This is a genomic window from Roseomonas sp. E05, assembly GCF_030063475.1.
GTDB lineage: Bacteria > Pseudomonadota > Alphaproteobacteria > Acetobacterales > Acetobacteraceae > Pseudoroseomonas.
This window is the reverse complement of the sequence record NZ_JASIRT010000001.1, coordinates 347,215-370,160: the sequence shown is the minus strand read 5'-3', so window position 1 is coordinate 370,160 and position 22,946 is coordinate 347,215. Positions and strand designations below refer to the sequence as shown.

At 72.5% G+C, this 22,946-nt stretch carries 19 protein-coding genes; 8 read left to right on the top strand and 11 right to left on the bottom strand.

Going from position 1 to position 22,946, the window contains the following annotated elements; genetic code table 11:
- Positions 1-83: 83 nt before the first annotated feature.
- Positions 84-938: a diaminopimelate epimerase gene (gene dapF, locus QMO56_RS01790; protein WP_283523311.1), complete on the bottom strand. Its 855-nt coding sequence runs from the start codon at positions 936-938 to the stop codon at positions 84-86.
- Between the two features lie 95 nt (positions 939-1,033).
- Here dapF and QMO56_RS01785 point away from each other — a divergent pair, with 95 nt between their 5' ends.
- From QMO56_RS01785 to pheT, 5 genes are all read left to right on the top strand, one after another.
- Complete coding sequence (locus QMO56_RS01785) at positions 1,034-1,636, top strand: DNA polymerase III subunit epsilon (protein ID WP_283523310.1); 603 nt, start codon at positions 1,034-1,036, stop codon at positions 1,634-1,636.
- A 95-nt stretch (positions 1,637-1,731) separates the two neighbouring features.
- The gene (rpmI, locus tag QMO56_RS01780; RefSeq protein ID WP_283523309.1) at positions 1,732-1,938 is read left to right on the top strand and encodes a 50S ribosomal protein L35; all 207 of its coding nucleotides are present in this window, start codon (positions 1,732-1,734) and stop codon (positions 1,936-1,938) included.
- A 14-nt stretch (positions 1,939-1,952) separates the two neighbouring features.
- Entirely contained in the window at positions 1,953-2,327 is a 375-nt protein-coding gene (gene rplT / locus QMO56_RS01775) for a 50S ribosomal protein L20 (RefSeq protein WP_283523308.1), read from the top strand.
- Between the two features lie 116 nt (positions 2,328-2,443).
- Complete coding sequence (pheS, locus tag QMO56_RS01770; RefSeq protein WP_283523307.1) at positions 2,444-3,526, top strand: phenylalanine--tRNA ligase subunit alpha; 1,083 nt, start codon at positions 2,444-2,446, stop codon at positions 3,524-3,526.
- Positions 3,527-3,530: 4 nt separating this feature from the next.
- Positions 3,531-6,017 carry a phenylalanine--tRNA ligase subunit beta gene (pheT, locus tag QMO56_RS01765; RefSeq protein ID WP_283523306.1) on the top strand — a complete coding sequence of 829 codons (2,487 nt, stop codon included), beginning with the start codon at positions 3,531-3,533 and terminating at the stop codon, positions 6,015-6,017.
- Positions 6,018-6,166: 149 nt separating this feature from the next.
- Here the strand turns inward: pheT and mutL are convergent, their stop codons facing one another.
- A complete protein-coding gene (gene mutL, locus QMO56_RS01760; protein WP_283523305.1) occupies positions 6,167-7,948 on the bottom strand; it encodes a DNA mismatch repair endonuclease MutL in 1,782 nt (593 codons plus the stop codon).
- Between the two features lie 145 nt (positions 7,949-8,093).
- On the opposite strand from mutL, the gene QMO56_RS01755 reads away from it, so the two are divergent.
- Entirely contained in the window at positions 8,094-8,798 is a 705-nt protein-coding gene (locus QMO56_RS01755) for a class I SAM-dependent methyltransferase (RefSeq protein WP_283523304.1), read from the top strand.
- A 43-nt stretch (positions 8,799-8,841) separates the two neighbouring features.
- Here QMO56_RS01755 and QMO56_RS01750 read toward each other — a convergent pair whose 3' ends face one another.
- The 9 genes from QMO56_RS01750 to QMO56_RS01710 all read right to left on the bottom strand — a co-directional run bounded on the left by QMO56_RS01750 (position 8,842) and on the right by QMO56_RS01710 (position 19,537).
- Positions 8,842-9,201, bottom strand: coding sequence for a DUF4440 domain-containing protein (locus QMO56_RS01750; RefSeq protein WP_283523303.1), 360 nt, complete (start codon positions 9,199-9,201; stop codon positions 8,842-8,844).
- 86 nt (positions 9,202-9,287) lie between these two features.
- The gene (pgi, locus tag QMO56_RS01745; protein ID WP_283523302.1) at positions 9,288-10,949 is read right to left on the bottom strand and encodes a glucose-6-phosphate isomerase; all 1,662 of its coding nucleotides are present in this window, start codon (positions 10,947-10,949) and stop codon (positions 9,288-9,290) included.
- Between the two features lie 52 nt (positions 10,950-11,001).
- Entirely contained in the window at positions 11,002-12,261 is a 1,260-nt protein-coding gene (locus QMO56_RS01740; protein ID WP_283523301.1) for a pitrilysin family protein, read from the bottom strand.
- The gene (locus QMO56_RS01735) at positions 12,258-13,667 is read right to left on the bottom strand and encodes a pitrilysin family protein (RefSeq protein ID WP_283523300.1); all 1,410 of its coding nucleotides are present in this window, start codon (positions 13,665-13,667) and stop codon (positions 12,258-12,260) included. The genes QMO56_RS01740 and QMO56_RS01735 overlap by 4 nt, the downstream gene beginning before the upstream one ends.
- Positions 13,668-13,711: 44 nt before the next feature.
- On the bottom strand, positions 13,712-14,302 hold the full coding sequence (locus QMO56_RS01730) for a DUF3035 domain-containing protein (RefSeq protein ID WP_283523299.1): 591 nt from the start codon (positions 14,300-14,302) through the stop codon (positions 13,712-13,714).
- Positions 14,299-14,796 carry a signal peptidase II gene (gene lspA / locus QMO56_RS01725; RefSeq protein ID WP_283523298.1) on the bottom strand — a complete coding sequence of 166 codons (498 nt, stop codon included), beginning with the start codon at positions 14,794-14,796 and terminating at the stop codon, positions 14,299-14,301. The genes QMO56_RS01730 and lspA overlap by 4 nt, the downstream gene beginning before the upstream one ends.
- On the bottom strand, positions 14,793-17,687 hold the full coding sequence (gene ileS / locus QMO56_RS01720; RefSeq protein WP_283523297.1) for an isoleucine--tRNA ligase: 2,895 nt from the start codon (positions 17,685-17,687) through the stop codon (positions 14,793-14,795). The genes lspA and ileS overlap by 4 nt, the downstream gene beginning before the upstream one ends.
- Before the next feature lie 346 nt (positions 17,688-18,033).
- Positions 18,034-18,939, bottom strand: coding sequence for a bifunctional riboflavin kinase/FAD synthetase (locus QMO56_RS01715; RefSeq protein ID WP_283523296.1), 906 nt, complete (start codon positions 18,937-18,939; stop codon positions 18,034-18,036).
- 16 nt (positions 18,940-18,955) lie between these two features.
- Positions 18,956-19,537 carry a TIGR00730 family Rossman fold protein gene (locus QMO56_RS01710; protein ID WP_283523295.1) on the bottom strand — a complete coding sequence of 194 codons (582 nt, stop codon included), beginning with the start codon at positions 19,535-19,537 and terminating at the stop codon, positions 18,956-18,958.
- A gap of 246 nt (positions 19,538-19,783) precedes the next feature.
- Between QMO56_RS01710 and QMO56_RS01705 the strand changes: the two genes are divergently transcribed.
- Entirely contained in the window at positions 19,784-20,920 is a 1,137-nt protein-coding gene (locus QMO56_RS01705; RefSeq protein WP_283523294.1) for a M20 family metallopeptidase, read from the top strand.
- Between the two features lie 198 nt (positions 20,921-21,118).
- Positions 21,119-22,891: a monovalent cation:proton antiporter-2 (CPA2) family protein gene (locus tag QMO56_RS01700; RefSeq protein ID WP_283523293.1), complete on the top strand. Its 1,773-nt coding sequence runs from the start codon at positions 21,119-21,121 to the stop codon at positions 22,889-22,891.
- Positions 22,892-22,946 lie beyond the last annotated feature (55 nt).

The following is a 22,946-nucleotide window of genomic DNA, read 5'->3' as shown; positions in this document are numbered from 1 at the left end:
GCCGAAGGTCAGCACCCGCACCGGACCTTCGTTTTCGGCCTCGGGCTCCAGGGGGGCGTGGTGCGCGGCGTCCTGCGCCGCACTCATGCCGGATAGGCCTCGGGATCGAGGCTGCCGAGGAAGGCGGTGGCCACCGGGCCGGCCATCAGCACGGCGCCGTCGGCCCGCCATTCCAGCTCCAGCGTGCCGCCGGGCAGGTCGATGCGGGCCCGCCGCCCGGCCAGGCCGCGCCGATGGGCATTCACCAGCGTGGCGCAGGCGCCGGAGCCGCAGGCCAGCGTCGGCCCCGCGCCGCGTTCCCAGACGGCGAGGCGGATATGGTCCGGCGCGAGGACCTGAGCGAAGCCGATATTGGCGCGGTCGGGGAAGAGGGAGTGATGCTCCAGCTTCGGCCCCAGCTCCAGCCAGGGGAGGGTGCCCAGGTCATCCACGAAGAAGGTGGCGTGAGGGTTGCCCATGGAGCAGGCGGCGGCATCGCGCACCGGGCCGAGTTCGAGCGGCAGGTGGGCGGTGTCCGCCGGCTCGGCCAGCGGCACCTCCTGCCAGCCGAGTCGCGGCTGGCCCATGTCCACCCGGATGATGCCGCCGGGCAGGCGCTCGGCCGGCAGGTCGCCGCTGATGGTGCGGACCACCACGCGGTCCCGGCCGGTCTCGGCCATCAGCAGGGAGGCGACGCAGCGCGTGGCATTGCCGCAGGCGCCGGCCTCGGAGCCGTCCGGATTGTGGATGCGCATGAAGACGTCCGCCTCCCCTGGCGCCCCCTCCCCGGGCGCGCCCGGCTCCGGCCGCTCCAGCGTGATGAACTGGTCGCAGCCGATGCCGCGGTGCCGGTCGGCGAGGGCCGCGATGCGGGCGGGCGTCAGCGGTAGGGCGGCGGGGCGTGCGTCCACCACGACGAAGTCGTTGCCCAGGCCGTGCATCTTCCGGAAGGCGATCATATCCCGCCATATGCCCCGCTTGGGCCGGATAATGAAGGGGTGGACGGTGCGGGGCTGCTGGCGAAGCATGGCGCCCCCCTGCCCGAGGAACCCGCATGGCCCTCTACGTCGTGACCGACATCGAAACCGACGGCCCGGAGCCGGGCGGGAACTCGATGCTGAGCTTCGCCTCCGTCGCCTGCCGGGAGGAGGGGGCGCCGGTCGCGGAATTCGCCGTCAACCTGGCGCCGCTGCCGGGTGCCGCGGCCGAGCCGCGCTGCCTGACCTGGTGGCGGAGCGAGCCGGAGGCCTGGGCCGCCGCCACGCGCGACCCGGTGCCGGCAGCGCAGGCCATGGCCGCCTATGCCGGCTGGCTGCGCGGCCTGCCGGAGCGGCCGGTCTTCGTCGCGCATCCGCTCTCCTTCGATGGCTTCTGGATCGACTGGTACCTGCGGCGCTTCGCCGGCGCGCGGCTGGTGAAGGGACCCTTCGACGGCGAGGCGCTGTTCGCCGGGCCGGGGCTGGACCTGCCCTCGCTGGCCATGGGTGCCTTCGGCCTCAGCCTTGCCGAGGCGGAGCGCAAGCCCTATCCGGAGGCCTGGCTCGGCGGGCATGACCATACCCATGCCGCGCTGGACGATGCGCGTGGCTATGCCTGCCTCCTGCAGGAGGTGCTCCGGCGCCGTTCCCCTTGCTCCCTGCCGGCACTGCGGGTATAGGGCGCCTCCTTCCCGCGCGTCCGGGCCTGTAGGGCATGCCCGGCCGCGGTTTCGTGCCCGCCCCCTGGCGGGTACTCCAGACTTAGGAGATCCAAATGCCCAAGATGAAGACCAAGTCGAGCGTGAAGAAGCGCTTCAAGCTCACCGCAACCGGCCTGGTGAAGGCTGGCGCCGGCAACAAGCGCCACATGCTGACCGCCAAGACCAACAAGATGAAGCGGCAGAACCGTGGGACCTTCGTGCTGCCGAAGCAGGATGGCGAGACGGTGAAGCAGTGGATGCCCTACGGGTCGAGCCGGTAAAGGAGAGCTGATCCATGGCTCGTGTTAAGCGCGGCGTTGCCGCCCACGCCCGTCACAAGAAGGTCCTCAAGCTCGCCAAGGGCTATGTCGGCCGGTCTTCCACGAATTACCGCCCCGCGCTGGAGCGGGTCGAGAAGGCGCTGCAATACGCCTATCGCGACCGCCGCAACAAGAAGCGCGACTTCCGCGGCCTGTGGATCCAGCGCATCAACGCGGCCGTGCGCGAGCACGGGCTGACCTACTCGAAGTTCATCGCCGGCATCAAGGCGGCGGGGATCGAGCTGGACCGCAAGGTGCTGGCCGCCATCGCCTTCGAGGACGCCGCCTCCTTTGGCGCCCTGGTCGAGAAGGCCAAGGCGGCGCTGCCGGAGGGTCAGGCCCAGGCCTGATCGCTCTCCCCCCTCAGGGGAGTCGAGACACCAAGCCGCCGCCGCCCGGGGGGAAGCACCCTGGGCGTCCGGCGGCTTTTTTCGTATCCGGGCTTCGACAAGACGGGACCGAGACGATGACGGATGACCTCGCCAGCCTGCAGGCCGAAACCGAGGCCGCACTCGCCGCCGCCGGCGACCTGCGCGCCCTGGAGGCGGTGCGGGTGGGCACGCTGGGCAAGAGCGGCAGCCTGACCGCGCTGCTGAAGGGGCTGGGCCAGGTGCCCGCCGAGCAGCGCAAGGAGCGCGGCGCCGCGCTGAACCGGCTGAAGGGCGCGCTGGAAGCCGCCATCGAGGCCCGCCGCGTGGAACTCGACGCCGCCGCGCTGGAGGCGCGCCTCGCCGCCGAGCGGCTGGACGTGACCCTGCCGCCGCGCCCCTTCCCGCCGGCCGGGCCGGAGGCCGGGGCCATCCACCCGATCGGCCGCACCGTCGAGGAGTTGACCGCCATCTTCGGCGCCATGGGTTTCGGCGTGGCGGAGGGGCCGGATATCGAGGGCGACTGGTTCAACTTCGGCGCGCTCAACATTCCCGATCACCACCCGGCCCGGCAGGACCACGACACCTTCTACCTGCCCGCCGGCCCGGATGGCCGCCGCCCGGTGCTGCGCACCCATACCTCGCCGGTGCAGATCCGCACCATGCTGAGCCAGGAGCCGCCGGTCCGCGTCATCGTCCCCGGCCGCACCTACCGCGCCGACCATGACGCCACCCACTCGCCGATGTTCCATCAGGTCGAGGGGCTGGTGATCGACCGCGGCATCACCCTCGGCCACCTGAAGGGCTGCCTGATCGACTTCCTGCGGGCCTTCTTCGGCATCTCCGACCTGCCGGTGCGCTTCCGCGCCAGCTACTTCCCCTTCACCGAGCCCTCGATGGAAGTGGATATCGGCTGGAACCGGAAGACCGGCGAGCTGGGCAAAGGCGGCGACTGGCTGGAGATCCTGGGCAGCGGCATGGTCCACCCCAAGGTGCTGGCCAATTGCGGCATCGACCCGCGCGAGTGGCAGGGCTTCGCCTTCGGCATGGGCATCGAGCGCATCACCATGCTGAAGCATGGCATCCCCGACCTGCGCCCCTTCTACGAGAGCGACGTCCGCTGGCTCCGCCATTACGGCGCGCCCGTGCTCTCCCCCGCCAACCTGGTCGAAGGCGTCTGAGGCGATGAAGTTTTCTGTCAGTTGGCTGAAGCAGCATCTGCAGACGGATGCCTCGCTGGATCAGATCACCGCCGCCCTCAACACCATCGGGCTGGAGGTCGAGGGCGTGGAGGACCGTGGCGCGGCGCTGGCGCCCTTCCGCATCGCCCATGTCGTCGAGGCCGTGCAGCACCCGAACGCCGACCGCCTGCGCGCCTGCAAGGTGGATGTGGGCGACGGCGTGATCCGCTCCGTCGTCTGCGGCGCGCCGAACGCGCGCACGGGGATGAAGGCGGTGCTCGGCCTGCCCGGCGCCTATGTCCCGGGCACCGGCATCACGCTGAAGGTCGGCGAAATCCGCGGCGTGAAGAGCGAGGGCATGATGTGCTCCTCGCGCGAGCTCGGCCTCGGGGACGACCACGAGGGCATCATCGACCTGCCGGCGGATGCGCCGGTCGGCCAGCCCTACGCAGCCTGGGCGGGGCTGGACGATCCGGTGGTGGAAATCTCCATCACGCCCAACCGGGGCGACGCGCTGGCCATCCGCGGCATCGCGCGCGACCTCGCCGCCGCCGGCCTCGGTACGCTGAAGCCCTTCGCGCCGGAGAAGGTGGAGGGTGTCTATCCCTCGCCGCTGCGCTGGGCGGTCGAGGACCTGGAGGCCTGCCCCTGGGTGCTGGGCCGGGCCGTGCGCGGCGTGAGGAACGGGCCTTCGCCGAAATGGCTGCAGGACCGGCTGGTCTCCATCGGCCTGCGGCCGATCAACGCGCTGGTCGATATCACCAACTTCTTCACCTATGACCTCGGCCGCCCGCTGCACGTCTTCGACGCGCAGAAGGTGAAGGGCGACACGCTCTTCCTGCGCCGCGGCCGCGCGGGCGAGAGCTTCGTCGCGCTGAACGGCAAGGAGGTCGCCGTCACGCCGGAGGATCTCGTCATCGCCGACGGCGAGGCGGTCGAGTCCCTCGCGGGCATCATGGGCGGCGAGCATTCCGGCTCGGACGAGAACACCTCCGAGGTGTTCATCGAATGCGCGCTGTTCGATCCTGTCCGCATCGCGCTGTCCGGCCGGCGGCATGACCTGCGCTCCGACGCGCGCGCCCGCTTCGAGCGCGGCATCGACCCCGCCCTGCTGCCTGCCGCGCTGGATGCCGCCACCGCCATGGTGATCGAGCTCTGCGGCGGCGAGCCCTCCACCGTGACCGAAGGTGGCGCCGAGCCGGCCTGGCAGCGGCAGGCCAGCCTGCGCTTCGAGCGCATCGCCGGCCTCGGCGGCGCCGATGTGGCGCCGGAGACGGCCGTCGGCACCCTGGAGCGGCTGGGCTTCGGCGTGGTGGCGCGGGACGCGGAGACGGTGACGGTCTCCGTCCCCTCCTGGCGCAACGATATCGCGAGTGCCGGCGTGCTGACCCAGGCGCCCGGCCTGCCGGCGGAGAGAGCCAAGGCCGCCGCCGAGGGCTGCGCCGCGGTCGAGCCGGAGTGCGACCTGCTGGAGGAGGTGCTGCGCATCCACGGGCTGGACGCCATCCCGCCCGTCTCGCTGCCGGTTGCCTCGCCGGTGCCGCTGCCGGCGCTGGCGCCGAAGCAGACCCGCGCCGTGCTGGCGCGGCGGGTGATGGCCTCGCGCGGCATGCTGGACTGCGTCAGCTTCGGCTTCCTCGATAGCAAGGTGGCGGCACGCTTCGGCGAGACCCCGGCGGCGCTGCGGCTGGACAACCCGATCGCCGCCGATCTCGACCAGATGCGCCCGACGCCGGTGGCGAGCCTGCTGCTGGCTGCTGCCCGCAACGCCGCGCGCGGCTGGCCGGACGTGGCGCTTTCCGAACTGGGCGCCGCCTATCGCGACATCACCCCCGAGGGGCAGCTTGCGGTGGCCGCGGGTGTGCGTATCGGTACCACTCCGCGCCACTGGACGGCGCCCGCGCGGCCGGTGGACGCGATGGATGCCAAGGGCGATGCGCTGGCTGTGCTGGCGGCGCTCGGCGTGCCGATGGCGGCGCTCTCCGTCACTACGGATGCGCCCGACTCTTGTCCCATGGGTTTCTATCACCCCGGCCGCGCGGGCGTGGTGCGGCAGGGGCCGAAGACGGTGCTGGCCACCTTCGGCGAAATCCATCCGAAGCTGCGCGAGGAACTGGGCCTGCCCGGCGCGGCGGTGGCGTTCGAGGTGTTCCTCGACGCCATCCCCGAGCCGAAGAAGCGCAGGAAGGGCGCGCCCGAGCTGCCGGCCTTCCAGCCGCTGAAGCGCGACTTCGCCTTCCTGGTGGATGAGACCGTGCCGGCGGAGAACCTGCTGCGCGCCGCGCGCGGCGCCGAGCGCAGCCTGATCACCGAGGTCGTGCTGTTCGACCGTTATGCCGGCGACAAGCTGCCGGAGGGCAAGGTGTCGCTCGCCATCGAGGTGATGCTGCAGCCGCGCGAGCGCAGCCTGACCGATGCCGAGATCGAGGCGGTGGGGGCGAAGATCGTCGCCGCTGTCAGCAAGGCGACGGGCGCGACGCTGCGGGGGTGAAGGAAAAGGTCGGGGGAAGGAATTCCCCCGGTCAAACCTATAGGTTTGACCCTTCTTTTCTTTGCCGGTTTGGCGCTTCGTCGCCCGCCCGCGCGGGAGCTCGAAGAAAAAAGATGGGGGTCCGGGGGAATTCCTTCCCCCGGACTTTTTTACTTCCGCCCGAACATCCGCTCGAACTCGGATTTCCCGAAGCGCAGCCAGGTCGGCCGCCCGTGCGAGCAGGTGGAGGCGCGCGGCGTGGCCTCCATCTGCCGCAGCAGGGCGGCCATCTCGGCCGGGTTCAGCCGCCGCCCGGCGCGGATCGAGCCATGGCAGGCCAGCCGCGCCACGGCGGCATCCAGCCTGCGTTCCAGCGCGGTGGTCTCCTCCCATTCGGCCAGTTCGGCGCAGAGGTCGCGCAGCAGCGGCGCCGGATCGGGGGTGCCGAGCAGGGCGGGGAGCGCCCGCACCAGAACGGCGCCGGCGCCGAAATCCTCCACCTCCAGCCCCAGGCGGGCGAGGGTGGGGGCGGCTTCCAGCAGGCGCCGGGCCTCGGCGCCGGGCAGTTCCACCACGGCGGGCAGCAGCAGCGGCTGGCTGCGCACGGCGCCCTCCAGCAATTGCGCCTTCAGCGCCTCATGCGTCAGCCGCTCATGCGCGGCGTGCTGGTCCACCAGGATCAGCGCGCCATCCGGCGCCTCGGCCAGGATGTAGGTTTCCAGCAACTGCGCCACCGGGCGGCCGAGCGGGCCTTCCCCCGCGATTTCGGGGAGAGAGGGCGGCGGGGCGGGTTCCGGCCGGGAGGGCGGCATGGGCAGGCGCAGCCCGGGCTGCCAGCCGAGGGGGCGGGCGGGAGCCGGGGCGGTGAGCGGCGCGGGGGCCTCCGCGAAGCCGGCCACCGAGGATGGGGGCGGGGCCATCGCCTCCCAGTCCGCCGGGGCGGGCGGAGGCGGCGCAGGCGCGGGGCCGGCGCCGACCGCCAGGGCGCGGCGCAGCGCCGAGATCAGCGCGCCGCGCACCGCCCCGGCGTCGCGGAAGCGCAGCTCGGTCTTCATCGGGTGGACGTTCACGTCCACCAGCTCCGGCGGAAGGTCGAGGAAGAGCGCCGCCACCGGGTGCCGCCCGGCGGCGATCAGGTCGCGATAGGCCACGCGCAGCGCGGCGCGCAGCAGCGGGTCGCGCACCGGGCGGCGGTTGACCACGAGGTGCTGCTCGGCGGCGGTGGCGCGGGTGAGGGTGGGGAGCGCCGCCATGCCGTCCAGGTCGAGGTCGCTCCAGGCGCCGCTCACCGGCACCGCAGCCTTCGCGAAGTCCGGCCCGAGCAGGGCGGCGAGGCGGGTGGCGCGATCGGCCGGGGCGAGGCTCAGCACGGCGCGGCCCTCCACCTCCATGCGGAAGGCGACCTCGGGCCAGGCCAGCGCCAGGCGGCGCACCGCCTCCACCGCATGACCGGCCTCGGTGGGCGGGGTCTTGAGGAACTTGCGGCGGGCGGGGGTGGCGAAGAACAGGTCCCGCACCTCGACGCGGGTGCCCGGCGCGCCGGCGGCCGGGCGGATCTCGCCTTTCGCGCCGCCCTCCACGGCCAGGGAATGCGCCTCGCCGCCCGGCAGGCGGCTGGTCAGCGTCAGCCGCGCGACGGCGGCGATGGAGGGCAGCGCCTCGCCACGGAAGCCCAGGGTGGCGATGCGGAAGAGCGCCTCCTCCTCCGGCAGCTTGGAGGTTGCATGGCGCTCCACGGCCAGCGCCAGGTCGGCGGGCGACATGCCGCAGCCATCATCCTCGACCAGGATGCGGCTGATGCCGCCGCCCTCCAGGGTGACGGCGATGCGCGTCGCCCCGGCATCCAGCGCGTTCTCCACCAGCTCCTTCACGGCGGCGGCGGGGCGCTCGACCACCTCGCCGGCGGCGATGCGGTCGGCCGTGGTCGCGGAGAGCAGGCGGATGCGGTCCATGCGCCTCCTCTAGCGCCCGCCAGGGGCGTGGGGAAAGGCCGCAGGCGGCGCCATGCGGGCACGCGCCGCGTGAGGGACGGAGCGGTTCTGCTTCCTCCGCGCGCGGCGATGGCCGATACTCGCCTTTCACTATTCAGGATCGCGCATGATGGATGCGATGGCAGAAGCCCGGCCCAACCCCACCCTGGCCCAGGAACTGACCCAGCGGATCTATGGCGAGGACATCTTTGCCGGCTTCACGCCGTCCCTGCCGCCGGACATGCAGGGGTGGAACAGCCGCCACGCCGCCTTCCGCGAGGTGATGGAGGCGGTGCGGCCGCGGATCATCGTGGATGTCGGCGTCTGGAAGGGGGCCTCGGTCAACTTCCTCTGCGAGACCATGGGCCAGCTCGGCATCGACGGGGCGGTGATCGCGGTGGACACCTTCCTGGGCAGCCCCGAGCACTGGAACCGCGAGCGGCCGGACAACATCTTCGCCTCGCTGCGCTTCACGCACGGGATGCCGGGCCTCTACTGGCAGTTCCTCAGCAACATGGTGCACCGCAAGCTGCAGGACCGGGTGGTGCCCCTGGCGCAGAGCAGCGAGAACGCGGCGGTGATCCTGAAGCGGCTGAGGATCGCGCCGGACATGATCCACATCGACGCCGCGCATGAGTACGAGCCGGTCCTGCGCGACACCCGGCTCTACTGGAACCTGCTGGCACCGGGCGGCGTGCTGATCGGCGATGACTACAGCTGGAAGGGCGTCGCCAAGGCGGCCGACGAGTTCGCGGTGGAGGTCGGCCAGCCGCTGGCGGTGAATTCGCCGAAATGGATCCTGCGCAAGCCGGGCCAGCGCAAGGCGGCCTGAGGGGTGCAGGGGGGCGGGCCGGCCCCCCGGGCCCGGCGCGCGATCAGGAGCGGATCAGCGGCGGCGTCTGCTGGTGCTGGACCACCCGCCATTCCTCATGCGCCAGCCGCCGGTAGGTGGAGGTGCAGTGCGCCTCGTAGGGCTGGGTGCCCTCCCGTTCCGCCTGGGCATGGTAGGCCACCACGATCAGGCCCTCCTGCGGGCGCATGACCTGCCGCTTCGACAGCGCCACCCTGCTCCAGCGTGGCGTCTCAGCCACCGCCTCGATCGCCTGCTGGCCGGTCATCACGAAGGGGGGCGCGGGCAGCACCATCAGGCACTCGTCGTCGATCAGGGCGCGGTAGTGCTCCGCACCGCCGGTCCACAGGCTTTCCTCGAAGCTCCAGACGCGTTCGTCATCCATCGCTGCGGCCTCCATGTTGGCCGAGGTCAGATATGGCCGAACGGCAGGCTGCCCAGGGCCGGGAGGCGCCCGGAGCCGGCCTGGCCTCAGGAGGGCAGCCCCTGGAGCTGCCGGATGCGCTGGATCAGCCCGGTGGTCGAGGGGTCGTGATCGCCGACCCGCCCCTCCGGCTCCAGCTCCGGCAGGATGGATTTGGCGAGCTGCTTGCCCAGCTCGACGCCCCACTGGTCGAAGGCGTCGATGTCCCACAGCGCGCCGAGGCAGAAGACCTTGTGCTCGTAGAGCGCGACGAGCTGGCCGAGGGTATAGGCGTCCAGCCGGTCGAGCAGCAGGGTGGTGCTGGGCCGGTCGCCGGGGAAGAGGCGGTGCGGCAGCAGGCGACCGATCTCGTCGGGCGGCGTGCCGGCCTTGCGCATCTCGGCCGTCACCTCTTCCGCCGTGCGGCCGCGCAGCAGCGCCTCGGCCTGGGCCAGGCCGTTGGAGAGCAGCAGCCGGTGGTTCTCGGCATAGGGGTGGTCGGGGTTGGCCACCAGCACGAAATCGGCCGGCACCGGCGTGGTGCCCTGGTGCAGCAGCTGCATGAAGGAGTGCTGCGCATTGGTGCCGGGCTCGCCGAAGATCACCGGCCCGGTGTCGCGCTCCACCGGCGTGCCGCCCAGCGTGACGCGCTTGCCCAGGCTCTCCATCTCCAACTGCTGGAGATGCGCCGGAAAGCGCGAGAGGCGATGGTCATAGGGCAGGATGGCATGCGCCTTCAGCCCGAGCCCGTTGACGTGCCAGACGGTGATCAGCGCCAGCAGCAGCGGCAGGTTCTCCTCCGGCGGCGCGGAAAGGAAGTGCTCGTCCATCGCGCGGGCGCCGGCGAGCAGGTCGGAGAATTCCTCCCAGCCGCAGCCGAGGGCGATGGAGAGGCCGATCGCCGACCACAGCGAGAAGCGGCCGCCCACCCAGTCGCGGAAGCCGAAGACGCGGTCCGCCGGAACGCCGAAGGCCGCGGTTGCCTCGTGGTTGGTGGAAAGCGCCACCATGTGCCGCCGCGCGCCCATCTCGCCCAGATTGCGCTCCAGCCAGCCGCGCACGACATGGGCATTGGCCATGGTCTCGGCGGTCGTGAAGGTCTTGGAGGCCACCAGCATCAGCGTGCGCTGCGGGTTCAGCCGGGGGCGGATGGCCTCCCAGTTGTGCGCGTCGGCATTGGCCAGGTAGAGCGGGCGCATCGGCGAGCGCACCGTCCAGAGCGCGCGGGAAGCCATGAAGGGGCCGAGATCCGAGCCGCCGATGCCGATATTGATGACGTCGGTGAAGGACTCTCCGGTGGCGCCGCGGATGTCGCCGGTATGGATGGCATGGACGAAACGCTGCATCGCCCGCAGCGTCTCCTCCACCGCCGCGCCGGCATCCTCCACCGTGCCGTCCGCGTGGCGGGCGACGAAGCCGGCATTGCGCGAGGCGCGCAGCGCCATGTGCAGCACCGAGCGGCCCTCGGTCTGGTTGATCGGCTCGCCCGCCGCCATGGCGTCGCGCCGCGCCATCACCTCGGAGGCGCGGGCGAGGTCGAGCAGCGCCGCCAGCGCCTCGTCGTCCACCGAGGTCTTGGAGAAGTCCATCTGGATGTCGCAGGCCTGCCGGTGGAAGCGTTGGAAGCGCTTCGGATCGGCGGCGAAGAGGGGCCGGATGGCGCCGCTGCCCGGCCGGCGGGCCAGCGCGGCCACCCGGTTCCAGGCGGCTTCGCGTGCGGAAGGCGTCATGCGGCAATCTCCCCCATCATCCCCTCATCGGCCGGAGCTTAGCCGTAATCGCTCAGAGACCTTCAGGTTGCCCCGCCACGGTGACGGAAAGTTCCGTCGGGGCCAACAGGCGTGCCGCCATCTTGGCGGCCTGCTCGCGCGTGATTGCGGCCAGCCGTTCCGGGCGGCGGGCCAGCCAGTCCAGCGGGCGGCCGTTGCGGCGCATCGCCAGGAGGATGGCGGCGATGCGGCGGCTGTCGGTGAACTGCAGCGGCTGGTTGCCGGTGAGGAAGGCGACGGCCTCCTCGATCTCGGCGGCGGTGGGGCCGGACTCGGCCATGCGCTTCCACTCGGCGCGCAGCACGGTGAGCGTCTCGCTGACCCGTGCATTGGCCGTCGCGCAGGAGCCGACCAGCACGCTCTGGCCGAAGATCACGTCCAGCCCGGCGCCAATGCCGTAGGTCAGGCCGCGCTCCTCCCGGATGCTGCGGGTCAGCCGCGCGGTGAAGCCGCCGCCGGCCAGGATGCGCAGCACCAGCTGCGCGGTTTCCCAGGCCGGGTCGTTCACGGGGATGCCGGGCTGGCCGAACAGGATGGCCGATTGCGGCGAGGCCACCGGCACCACCTGGGTGCCGAAATGGCGGAATTCCGGCAGCGGCGGCGGCTCCTCCAGCTTGCCCTCGGGCAGGGCGCCGAACAGCTCCGGCAACAGTCTGGCCAGCTCGTCGGCGGTGATGGCGCCGGAGGCGGCGATCAGCAGCCCCGGCGCGCGGCGCAGGTGTCGCGCCAGGGCGGCGCGCAGCTGCTCGACGGTGAGGGCGGCGAGGCTCTCCTCGGTGCCGCCGACCGGCCGGCCCGCCGGATGGTCGGGGAAGCCGGCGGCCCAGAAGGCGCGCGCGCCGCGGCCCTGCGGCCCTTCCAGCGAGCGCCGCACTGAGGCGATGGCGCGGGCGCGCTCGCGGGCCACCGCATCGGCGTCGAAGCGGGGCGCCGTCATGGCCAGCCGGGCCAGCCGCACCGCCTTGGGCAAGGCGGGGGCGAGGGCGCGGAAGTCGCCCTGGAAACTGTCGCGGTCGGCGGAGAAGTTGAGCCCGATGGCCTCGTCGCGCAGCGCATCGGCGAAGGCGAGGGCGTCGAGCTCGCCCGCGCCCTCGGTCATCAGGTTGGCGGCGAGGCGGGAGGCGCCCTCCTGGCCCTTGGGGTCGAGCGCGGCGCCGCCGGGCCAGGACCAGCTGATGCTGACCACCGGCACCGAGTGGTCCTCGGCGAGCCAGGCGGTCAGGCCGCCGCCCTCCACCACCTGGATGGGCAGCGAGAAGCCGGTGCCGCTCATGCCGCGCCTTCCGGCAGCAGCCAGCCGAGCATGGAGGGTTTGGCCAGCACGGTGCGGGCGGCCTCCTCCACCTGGGCGCGGGTGACGGCGCGGATGCGGGCCGGCCAGTATTCGATGCTCTCCAGCGGCAGGCCGACGGCGAGGGCGGAGCCGAGGATGCGCGGCGCGGTGCCCAGGCTGTCGAGCGCCAGCAGCGTGCCGGCGGTGATCTGGCGGATCGAGCGCGCCACCTCGGCATCGGTCACGCCCGCCTCGAGCAGGCGCTGGATCTCGGCGGTGACCGCCTGCTCCAGCCGCTCCGTCGGGGTGTCGCGGCGCGGCGTGGCGGAGATCTCGAAATAGCCGGTGCCGAGGGCGTCGCTGTCGTAGGAGCAGTTGGCGGAGGTGGCGAGGCCGGCCTGCACCAGCGCCTTGTCGAGCCGCGAGCCCTGACCGCCGCCGAGCAGATGGGACAGCACCTCCAGCGGGTGGGCGTGGCGGCTGGCCTCGGTGTCGGGCGGCAGGGAGGGGGCGATCCAGCCGCGCAGGAAGGCGGGCTCCTGCACCGTCGGCTCACGCCGCACCAGCCGTTCCTCCAGCGGCGCGGGCGGCGCGGGCGCGCGGCTGCGATGGCCCTTGGGATAGGGCGCGGGGCGGCCCTGGATGCCGCCGTAGTCCTCCTCCGCCAGCTTGGCCACCGCCTCGCGCGAGACCGCGCCGGTCACCACCAGGGTGGCGTTCGCCGGCGTGTAGAAGCGGTGGTAGAACTCCAGCATGTCGTCCCGCGAGAGGGCGGCGATCTCGTCCGGCCAGCCGATCAGCGGGCGGCCACGCCAGTGCTGACGGCCCCAGAAGCTGGCGTCCCAGGCCTCGCGGAAGCGGCCGCGCGGCGTGCTCTCGACGCGCTGGCGGCGCTCCTCCAGCACGACCTGGCGCTCGGCCTCGATCTCATCGGCCGGGAAGCGGGCGGTGGCCATGCGGTCGGCCTCCATGTCCGCCACCAGCGGCAGCCGGCTGGCCTCGACATTCTGGAAATAGGCGGTGACGTCGCGGCTGGTGAAGGCGTTGTCCTGCCCGCCCTCGCGCGCCACCCGGCGGGAGAAGGCGCCGGAGGGCACATGCTCGCTGCCCTTGAACATCATGTGCTCAAGGAAATGGGCGAGGCCGGACTTGCCCTGAGGGTCCTCCCCGGCGCCGGCGCTGTAGAAGACGTAATGCGCCACCACCGGCGCGCGCCGGTTCTCGGCATGCACAACGGTCAGGCCGTTGGGCAGCGTCCAGAGGCTGGCGCCGAACAGCGGCTTCTCCGTGCCTGCGGGAGGCGCGGCAGGGCGGGGCTGGGCCGCCGCCTGCGCGGATGGCAGCACGGCGAGCGCGGGAAGGGCGGCGGCGGCCGAGATGGCGGCGCGACGGGACAAGGCGCACATGGACCCATCAGATGGGCTTTCGCCCCCGCTGGCAACAGGGGCGATCAGAACAGCCCCTGGAACAGGCCCTGGCGGCGCCGCTGGATGATCGGGGTCTCGCCCTCCTCCGTGCTGCGGCCGAGGGCGGCGTTCTCGCGCAGGCGCTGGGCCTCGCGCTGCGGGTCCACCACGGTGCCGGGCTGCGCCGTATCGCGCCAGAACATCAGGCGATCCACCAGGCCGCGGCTGGCCTGCTCAAGGTGCAGGCTTTCCTCGTCCACGCGCTGGCGGATGTCGGCCGGCGCATCGCCGCCGGCGCGGGCCAGCAGCGCCTGCTCGCCGACGGAGGGTGCGGAGGAGGCGCCGACGCCGAAGGCGGCGCCGGGGGCGACGGTCGCCTCGCCGGCCTCGCGGCCGCGCAGCTCCTGCGGGCGCGGGGTGCCGGGCCGCGGCGGCGGCAGCTCGCCGAGCACCGGCGGCAGCGAGAGCGGCGCGCGGGTGACGACGCTGAACTCGTCCGGGGCGGCGCGGGTGAAGCCGAGCGTGCGCGCCGTGTCCGAGCCGCAGCCGGCGAGCAGCAGGCCGCAGGCCAGCGCCGCGCAGGCGGAGGAGGGAAGGGGGCGGCGCGCCCGAATCCGGAAGGGAAGCTGCCTCATGGCGTTTCCTTAGCGGTGCGGCGGGAAGCGAACAAGGCGTCGGCGATCAGCGCCGCAACACCCAGCACGATGGCCGCATCGGCGAGGTTGAAGACATACCAGTGCCAGGTGCCGGCCCAGGCATCGGCGAAGTCCACCACCGCGCCGAAGCGCAGCCGGTCGATGACATTGCCGATGGCGCCGCCGACGATGCCGCCGAGCGCCACCGCCGTCAGCCGGTTCTCGGCGCGGGCGATCCAGCGCAGCAGGAACAGCGCGACGACCAGCGCCAGCACCGCCAGCAGCAGGCGGTGCCAGGGCGCATCCCCGGCCAGCAGGCCGAAGGTGACGCCGCGGTTCCAGACCATGGTGAGGTCGAAGCCGAAGCTGCCGAAATCGAGCAGCTTCACCTGGCCGATCGCGGGCAGGCGGAGGACTTCCAGCACCCACCACTTGCTGAGCTGGTCCGCCACCAGCACTGCGGCGGCGACCGGCAGGCCGAGCTTGAGGCTCATGCGGCGGCTTCGACCACGGCCTCACAGCGCCGGCAGAGGGTGGGATGCACTGCCGAGCGGCCGACCTCCGGCAGCACGCGCCAGCAGCGCGCGCATTTCTCGCCGGGGGCATGGGCGAAGACAGCGGCGACACCGGGCTGGCCCTCCAGCGCGGCGGCGCCCTCCGGCGGGGTGGCACCGGAGAGGGTGAGGCCGGAGGTGATGCAAAGCTCGGCCCAGATCTCGGCCGGCAGCAGGCCGAGCGACTCGGGCGGCAGATGCAGCACCGGCGCCGCCTGCAGCGAGGAGCCGATCTCGCCGGCGCCGCGTGCCTTCTCCAGCACGCCCGTCACGGCGCGGCGGATGCTGCGCACCGCTTCCCACCTGGCGGCCAGCGCCTCATCCCGCCATTCGGCCGGGATCTCGGGAAAGGTCTGGAGATGAACGGAGCCGTCCTCCGAGGGGAAGCGGGCCTGCCAGGCCTCCTCCGCGGTGAAGGGGAGGACAGGCGCGAGCCAGGTGGTCAGGCAGCGGTGCAGCGCGTCCAGCACCGTGCGGGCGGCGCGGCGGCGCGGGCTGTCCTTGGCGTCGCAGTAGAGGCTGTCCTTGCGGATGTCGAAGTAGAAGGCGGAGAGGTCCGTCGCGCAGAAGGCGTGGATCTCGGGATAGACGCCGTTCCAGTCATAATCCGCCACCGCCTTGCGCAGCCGGGCATCCAGCTCGGCGAGGCGGTGCAGCACCCAGCGCTCCAGCTCCGGCAGCTCGGCATGGGGGAGCGTCTCGCTCGCCTCGAAGCCGGCGAGGCTGCCGAGCAGCCAGCGCAGCGTGTTGCGGATGCGGCGGTAGAGCTCCGCCTGCTGGCCGAGGATGGTCTTGCCGATGCGCAGGTCGTCCGCGGTGTCCGAGTTCATCACCCAGAGGCGCAGGATGTCGGCGCCGTACTGCTTGGTCACCTCCTGCGGGGCGGTGACGTTGCCGAGCGACTTCGACATTTTCCGACCCGTTTCGTCCAGGACGAAGCCGTGGGTGAGGATGGCCTTGAAGGGCGCGTAGCCGTTGGTGCCGATGCTCTCCAGCAGGGAGGAGTGGAACCAGCCGCGATGCTGGTCCGAGCCCTCCAGGTAGAGATCGGCGGGCACCGGCAGGCCGCGCGGGCGCAGCACGAAGGCATGGGTGGAGCCGGACTCGAACCAGACATCGACGATGTCCATCACCTGCTCGTAGTCGTCCGGGTTCCTGTCATTCCCGAGGAAGCGGGCGGCGGCGCCGGGCTTGTACCAGGCATCCGCCCCTTCCTCGCGGAAGACGGCATCGATGCGGCCCAGCACCGCCGGGTCGCGCAGCGGCTGGCCGCTGCGCCTGTCCACGAAGACGGCGATCGGCACGCCCCAGGCACGCTGGCGGCTGATGCACCAGTCCGGCCGCGCGGCGACCATCGAGCCGATGCGGTTGCGCCCCTGGTCCGGCACGAAATGGGTGTCGGCGATGGCCTGCAGGGCCTTGGCGCGGATGCGGTTCTCGTCATCCATCGCGATGAACCACTGCGGCGTCGCACGGAAGATGACCGGCTTCTTGGAGCGCCAGCTGTGCGGATAGCTGTGGGTGATGAAGCCCTTGCCGGCGAGGTGGCCCATCTCCTGCAGCGCCGCCCAGACCGGCTCATGCGCCTTGAAGACATGAATGCCCACGAAGCCCGGCGCCTGCACGGTATAGGTGCCGTCATCGGCCACGCATTCCGGCACGGCGATGCCATGGGCGCGGGTCAGGTGGAAGTCGTCCTCGCCATGCGCCGGGGCCATGTGCACCAGCCCGGTACCGGCCTCGGTGGTGACGAATTCACCCTCCAGCAGCGGCACGTCGAAGGCATAGCCGCCCTCCGCCTTGCTCCAGCCGCGCAGCGGGTGGGCCGCCACGGCGCCGGCCAGTTCGGTGCCCTTGAAGGCGCGCGTCACGCTGAAGGCGGCGAGCCCGACCTCCTTGGCGAAGGCGCCGAGCAGCGCCTCGGCGACGATGAAGCGCTGGCCCACGCGCGCCAGGGACGGATGTTCCGCGCCCTCCCCGACCCCGTCCACCGTCACCAGCGCGTAGTCGATCTCACCGCCATAGGCGAGCGCGCGGTTGGCCGGAATGGTCCAGGGGGTGGTGGTCCAGATCACCGCCTCGGCGCCGACCAGATCCTCGGCGGCGGCCTTCAGGATCGGGAAGCCGGTGTAGAGGATGGCCGACCTGTGGTCGTGGTACTCGACCTCGGCCTCGGCCAGCGCGGTCTTCTCGACCGGGCTCCACATCACCGGCCGCAGGCCACGGTACAGAGAACCGTTCATCAGGAACTTGCCGATCTCGGCGGCGATGGCGGCCTCGGAGGGGAAGTCCATGGTGGCGTAGCGCCCGGCCCAGTCGCCGGCGACGCCGAGGCGCTTGAACTCCTCGCGCTGCACGTCCAGCCAATGCGCGGCATAGGCGCGGCACTCGGCGCGGAACTCCAGCACGGGGACGGCATCCTTGTCCCGCCCGCCCTGGTACTTGCCCTTGGGGTTGCGGTACTCCTCCTCGACCTTCCACTCGATCGGCAGGCCGTGGCAGTCCCAGCCCGGGATGTAGTCGGCATCCTTGCCGTCCATCTGGGCGGCGCGGTTGATGACGTCCTTCAGGATCTTGTTCAGCGCGTGGCCGATATGCAGGGCGCCGTTGGCGTAGGGCGGGCCGTCATGCAGCACGAATTTCGGCCGCCCCGCCGACTGCGCCCGCAGCTTGTCCCAGAGACCGATCCTCTCCCACCGCTCCAGCCAGCCGGGCTCGCGCTTCGGCAGGTCGCCCTTCATCGGGAAAGGGGTCTGCGGCAGGAAAACGGTGCCGCGGTAGTCGCGGGCCCCGGTGTCGGAGCGGGGGGCGTCGGAGGGCACGTCGTTCATCGGTCGGGCGTCCATGCCGCCATGGGGCGGGCTTCAGGCAGGGAAGGGAAGGTGCGCGACGTAAGGGTCCCGGCCCTCTGGCTCAGAGGACCGGGCGGCTAATTCGCGCCCCTGCGCGGAGAAGCATCCGGAACATAAGCGGGCTTTTGCGGCCGGGCGGGGCGGGGGTCAAGCGCGCGTTGCGGCATGGCGGGCGGCCGGGAGCATCGCCGGGAGGCCTGGGCGCCGGGGTGCCGGCGCGGGTGATCCGCCGCGGCGCCGCCTGGTCCTGCCGACGGGCGCCCTCTCCGGCGGAGGCCGCCACCCCGGGGCGAGCGCTTCCAGGGACGGGGCCGGGCCGGCGGCCTCAGCCGGCGCCGAGCAGGCTCCGCGCCGCGGCGGCATCGGCGGCGATCTGCGCCTTCAGCGCCTCCAGCCCGGCGAATTTCCGCTCCGGCCGCAGGAAATGCAGCAGCGCGACGCCGATCTCCTGCCCGTAGAGATCCTCGTCGAGGTCGAAGAGATGCGCCTCGACCCGGCTCTCGGTGCCGGCCACGGTGGGGCGCAGGCCGATATTGGCGACGCCTGGCACGGTCCGCCCATCCGGCAGGAGAGCCTGGATGGCATAGACCCCGCGCGCCGGCTCCAGGTGCCGCCCGAGCGGGATGTTGGCGGTGGGAAAGCCGATGGTCCGCCCGCGCTTGTCGCCATGGCTGACGGGGCCCCGGATGGCCCAGGGGCGGCCCAGCGCACGGGCGGCGCGCTCGGGGTAGCCGTCCTGCAGCAGCCGGCGGATGCGGGTGGAGGAGATCGGCCCCGCCTCGTCCGCCACTGGCGGCACCACGCTCAACCCGATGCCGAGCCGCTCGGCGCGCTCGGCCAGGAAGGCCACATCGCCGCCGCGCCGGTGGCCGAAGGCGAAGTCGGCGCCGCAGGCCAGATGCTTCGCCCGCAGCGCACCGTGCAGCACCCCGGTGACGAAATCCTCCGCCGACATGGCGGCCAGGGCGGCGTCGAAGGGCAGGGCGACGACGTGCTGCGCCCCCGCCGCGCGCAGTGCCCGCGCCTTGGCGGCGGCCAGCGTCAGGCGGAAGGGCGGGTCGTCCGGGCGGAAATGCTCGCGCGGATGCGGCTCGAAGGTCAGCGCCACCCGCGCCAGCTCGGGGCGGGCGGCGTGGGCGGCGCGCAGCACGGCGTGGTGGCCGAGATGCACGCCGTCGAAATTGCCCAGCGCGACGGTGGCCCCCTGCGCCTCGGGCGGGATGGTGATCATCGCCGCGCGCCTCCGCTCAGCGTTCTTCCCGCTGCGCCCACTTCTCGACGGCGACGGGCGCGAAGCTCGCCAGCGCGTCCAGCGCCTCCGCCGGCGTCGCGGCCAGCGTCACCATGGCGCGGTGCTTCTCGTGCAGGAAGCCCTCGGCCACCATGTGGTCGAAAACCGCGCCGAGGCGCTCCCAGTACTGCGCGGTGTTGAGGAAGACGAGCCCCTTGTCGTGGATGCCGAGCTGGGTCCAGGTGAAGGCCTCCACGGCCTCCTCCAGCGTGCCGATGCCGCCGGGCAGCACGATGAAGCCGTCGGCCATGTCGGCCATCATGGCCTTGCGCTCATGCATGGTTGCGACGACCCGCAGCTCGGTGATGGCGCCATGGCCCAGCTCGCGCTGCATCAGCGTCTCGGGGATGATGCCGGTCACCTCGGCACCGGCGCGCATCGCGGCATCGGCGACGATACCCATCAGCCCGACATGCCCGCCACCATAGACGAGGCCGAGGCCCCGCGCGGCAATGACGCGGCCCAGCTCGCGCGCGGCGGCGGCATAGGCCGGGTTGAGGCCGGGATTGGAACCGCAGAACACACAGATACGCTTCATGCAGATCAGTTCCTGGTGGTTTCGCGGCGGCCGGAAGGCCGGAACCGCGCGGGCCTGGCCGCGGGCAGGTGGGCCGAGGGCTGGGAGCGGGCGCGCCGGCCGGCATGGTGCGCGCTTCCCCTCCGCCCGCTCCGCCCTGGCAGCACAAGGCGCCGCTGCTTCAGGGCTTAACGCCCGGCGGCCGGATGGACAAGCCGAACCGGTGGCGCGACAACCCCCGGCTTCATTGCAAGGAGAGGAGGCCCCATGCCCGTCACCGAACTCGGCACCAGCGAGCGCCTGCTGGAGGAGCTGCGCGGCTGGGTGGAGCACGAGACGCCCACCACCGACGCCGCCGCCATCGACGGGCTGATGGACAAGGCCGAGGCCGAGCTGCGCGCCGTCGGTGCCACCATCGAGCGCGTCCCCGGCGTGGAGGGCTTCGGCGGCCAGCTGGTGGCGCGCACGCCCGGCGAGGGGCGGCCGGTGCTGGTGGCCGGGCATCTCGACACGGTCTGGGGCCATGGCACGCTGGCCGGCCCGGTGCCTTTCCGCGTCGAGGGCGAGAAGGCGCATGGCCCTGGCATCTACGACATGAAGGCAGGCAGCTTCTTCGCCTTCCATTCCGTGCGCGAGATCCTGCGGCAGCAGGTGAAGACCCGCAGCCCCATCACCCTGCTGCTGACCTCGGACGAGGAGGTGGGCAGCCCGACCAGCCGCGCCCTGATCGAGCGCGAGGCGCAGCGTGCCTGCGCCGTGCTGATCCCCGAGCCGGCGGGCAATCCCGGCAAGGCCTGCGTGACCGCGCGCAAGGGCGTCGGCCGCTTCGTGGTGAAGGTGCAGGGCACGAGCGCCCATGCCGGCGGCAACTGGGAGGAGGGCGCCAGCGCCATCGTCACCCTGGCGCGGCTGATCACCCAGATCCACGCCCTGGTGGACCTGCCCGGCGGCACCACCACCAACTGCGCGCCCATCTGGGGTGGCACCCGGCCCAACGTGATCCCCAACGAGGCGGGCTGCGAGGTGGATTTCCGCGTCGCCACTGCCACCGACGGGGCGCGCATCGAGGCGGCGGTGCAGGCCATGGCCGGGCCGCAGCCGGAGGGCACCCATGTCACCATCACCGGCGGCATGAACCGCCCGCCGATGGAGGAAAGCCCGGCCGGCCTGGCGCTCTACGCGCGGGCGCGGGAGATCGCCGCCCGCCTCGGCTACGACCTGCCGAAGCAGCACCGCGGCGGCGGTTCGGACGGCAACTTCACCGCCGCGCTCGGCGTGCCGACGCTGGATGGGCTCGGCTGCTCCGGCGCGGGGGCGCATGCGGAGTTCGAGCACATCCTCTGGCACGAGCTGGCGCCGCGCTGCGCGACTCTCTGCGAGCTGCTGGAGACCCTGGGGGACTAAAAAAAAGCCTGGGGGAAGAAATTCCCCCAGACCCCCATCTTTCTTCTTCGAGTCTCCCGCGCCAACGGCACGCGCATCGCAAAACCGACAAGAAAAAGAAGGGGGTTCGGGGGAATTCATTCCCCCGACCTGCTGCATTGCGCCGCATCCGCCGCAATGACCTAATCCGCCGATAATCCCTCCCCGCAGGAGCGCCCGATGGCCGAGGCCGACCACCTGACCCCGCTCCTGGAGCCGATGGTGCTGCTCGCCGCCGCCGTGGTCGCGGTGCCGCTGGCCAAGCGGCTCGGGCTGGGCTCGGTGCTCGGCTACATCGCCGCGGGCGTGGCGATCGGGCCTTCGGCGCTCGGGCTCTTCGCGGCGCCCGGCCGGGTGGCGGGGGTGGCCGAGCTGGGCGTCGTGCTGCTGCTCTTCGTCATCGGGCTGGAGCTGAACCTCGGCCGCCTCTGGGCCTTGCGGAAGGACATCCTGGGCCTCGGCACCGCGCAGGTGCTGGGCTGCGGCGGGCTGGCGGCGATCGGGCTGATGCTGGCGGCAGGCTGGGCGGCGCCGGCGGCCAGCGTCGCCGGGCTGGGCCTGGCGCTCTCCTCCACCGCCCTGGTCATGCCGCTGCTGGAGGAGCGCGGCGAGTTGCAGGCGCCGCAGGGGCAGACGGCCTTCGCCATCCTGCTGCTGCAGGACCTCGCCATCGTGCCGCTGCTGGCGCTGGTGGCCTTCCTCTCGCCGGTGGAGCCGGCGCATGACGGCTCCCCCTGGGCCTCGGCGGCGCTGGCGCTGGGCGCGGTGGCGGCGGTGGTGCTGGTGGGGCGCTTCCTGCTGAACCCCTTCTTCAGCCTGCTCGGGCGCGCCGGCACGCGGGAGATCATGACCGCCGCCGCCCTGCTGGTGGTGCTGGGCGCGGCGGCGCTGATGGCGCTGGTCGGCCTCTCCATGGCCATGGGCGCCTTCCTGGCCGGGGTGCTGCTGGCGGAATCCAACTACCGGCACGAGCTGGAGGCGGATATCGAGCCCTTCCGCGGGCTGCTGCTCGGGCTGTTCTTCCTCTCCGTCGGGATGAGCGTGGATCTCGGCGTGGTGGCGGCGCAGTGGCCGGTGCTGCTGGCCGGTGTGGTGGGGCTGGTGGCGGTGAAGGTGCTGGCGACGCATTGGCTGGCGCGCGCCTTCGGCCATTCCCGCGGCACCGCGCTGCGCACCGCGCTGCTGCTGGCCCAGGCCGGGGAGTTCGGCTTCGTGCTCTATTCCGCCGCCGCGGCGGCCGGGGTGATGCGGCCGGAGCAGGCGAGCCTGCTGGTGGCGCTGGTGACGCTCTCCATGGCGGTGACGCCGCCGCTGGTGCGCTTCGGCCCCGCCTTCCTGCGGAGCTGTGGTCAGCCGATCCCCGAGGAGAATTTTTCTGACGCCATCGGTAATGTACTGCTGATCGGCTTCGGCCGCTTCGGGCAGCTTGTGGCACAGGTGCTGCTGCGCCATGGCGTCCGGCTGACGCTGCTCGATTCCGACGTGGACCGCATCGAGGAGGCCGGCCGCTTCGGCGCGCGGGTACATTATGGCGACGGCACGCGGCTCGACGTGCTGCGCGCCGCCGGGGCCGGGCGGGTGCGGATGATCCTGGTCTGCACCGACCGGCCGGAGATCACCAACCGCATCGTCGGCGTGGTGCAGGAGGCCTTCCCGGACACGCCCTGCTTCGTCCGCGCCTGGGACCGCCGGCACGCGCTGGAACTGCTGGCGCGCGGCGTGGGCGGACAGGTGCGGGAGACGCTGGAATCGGCCCTCGCCCTGGGGCGGGAGGCGCTGGTCGGGCTTGGCGTGCCGCGCGACACGGCGGAGGCGGTGGAGCAGGATGTGCGCGAGCGCGACCGCGAGCGGCTGAAGGCGCAGCAGCTCGGCGGCTTCTTCGTGGACTCCGACCATTACACCGTGCGACCGGAGCCGCTGACGCCGCCGCGGCGCGAGAAGCAGCGGGGGTGAGCCTGCCCCACCGGTGGCGGGGTCCGGGGTGACACTGTCACCCTGGCGGGGTTCC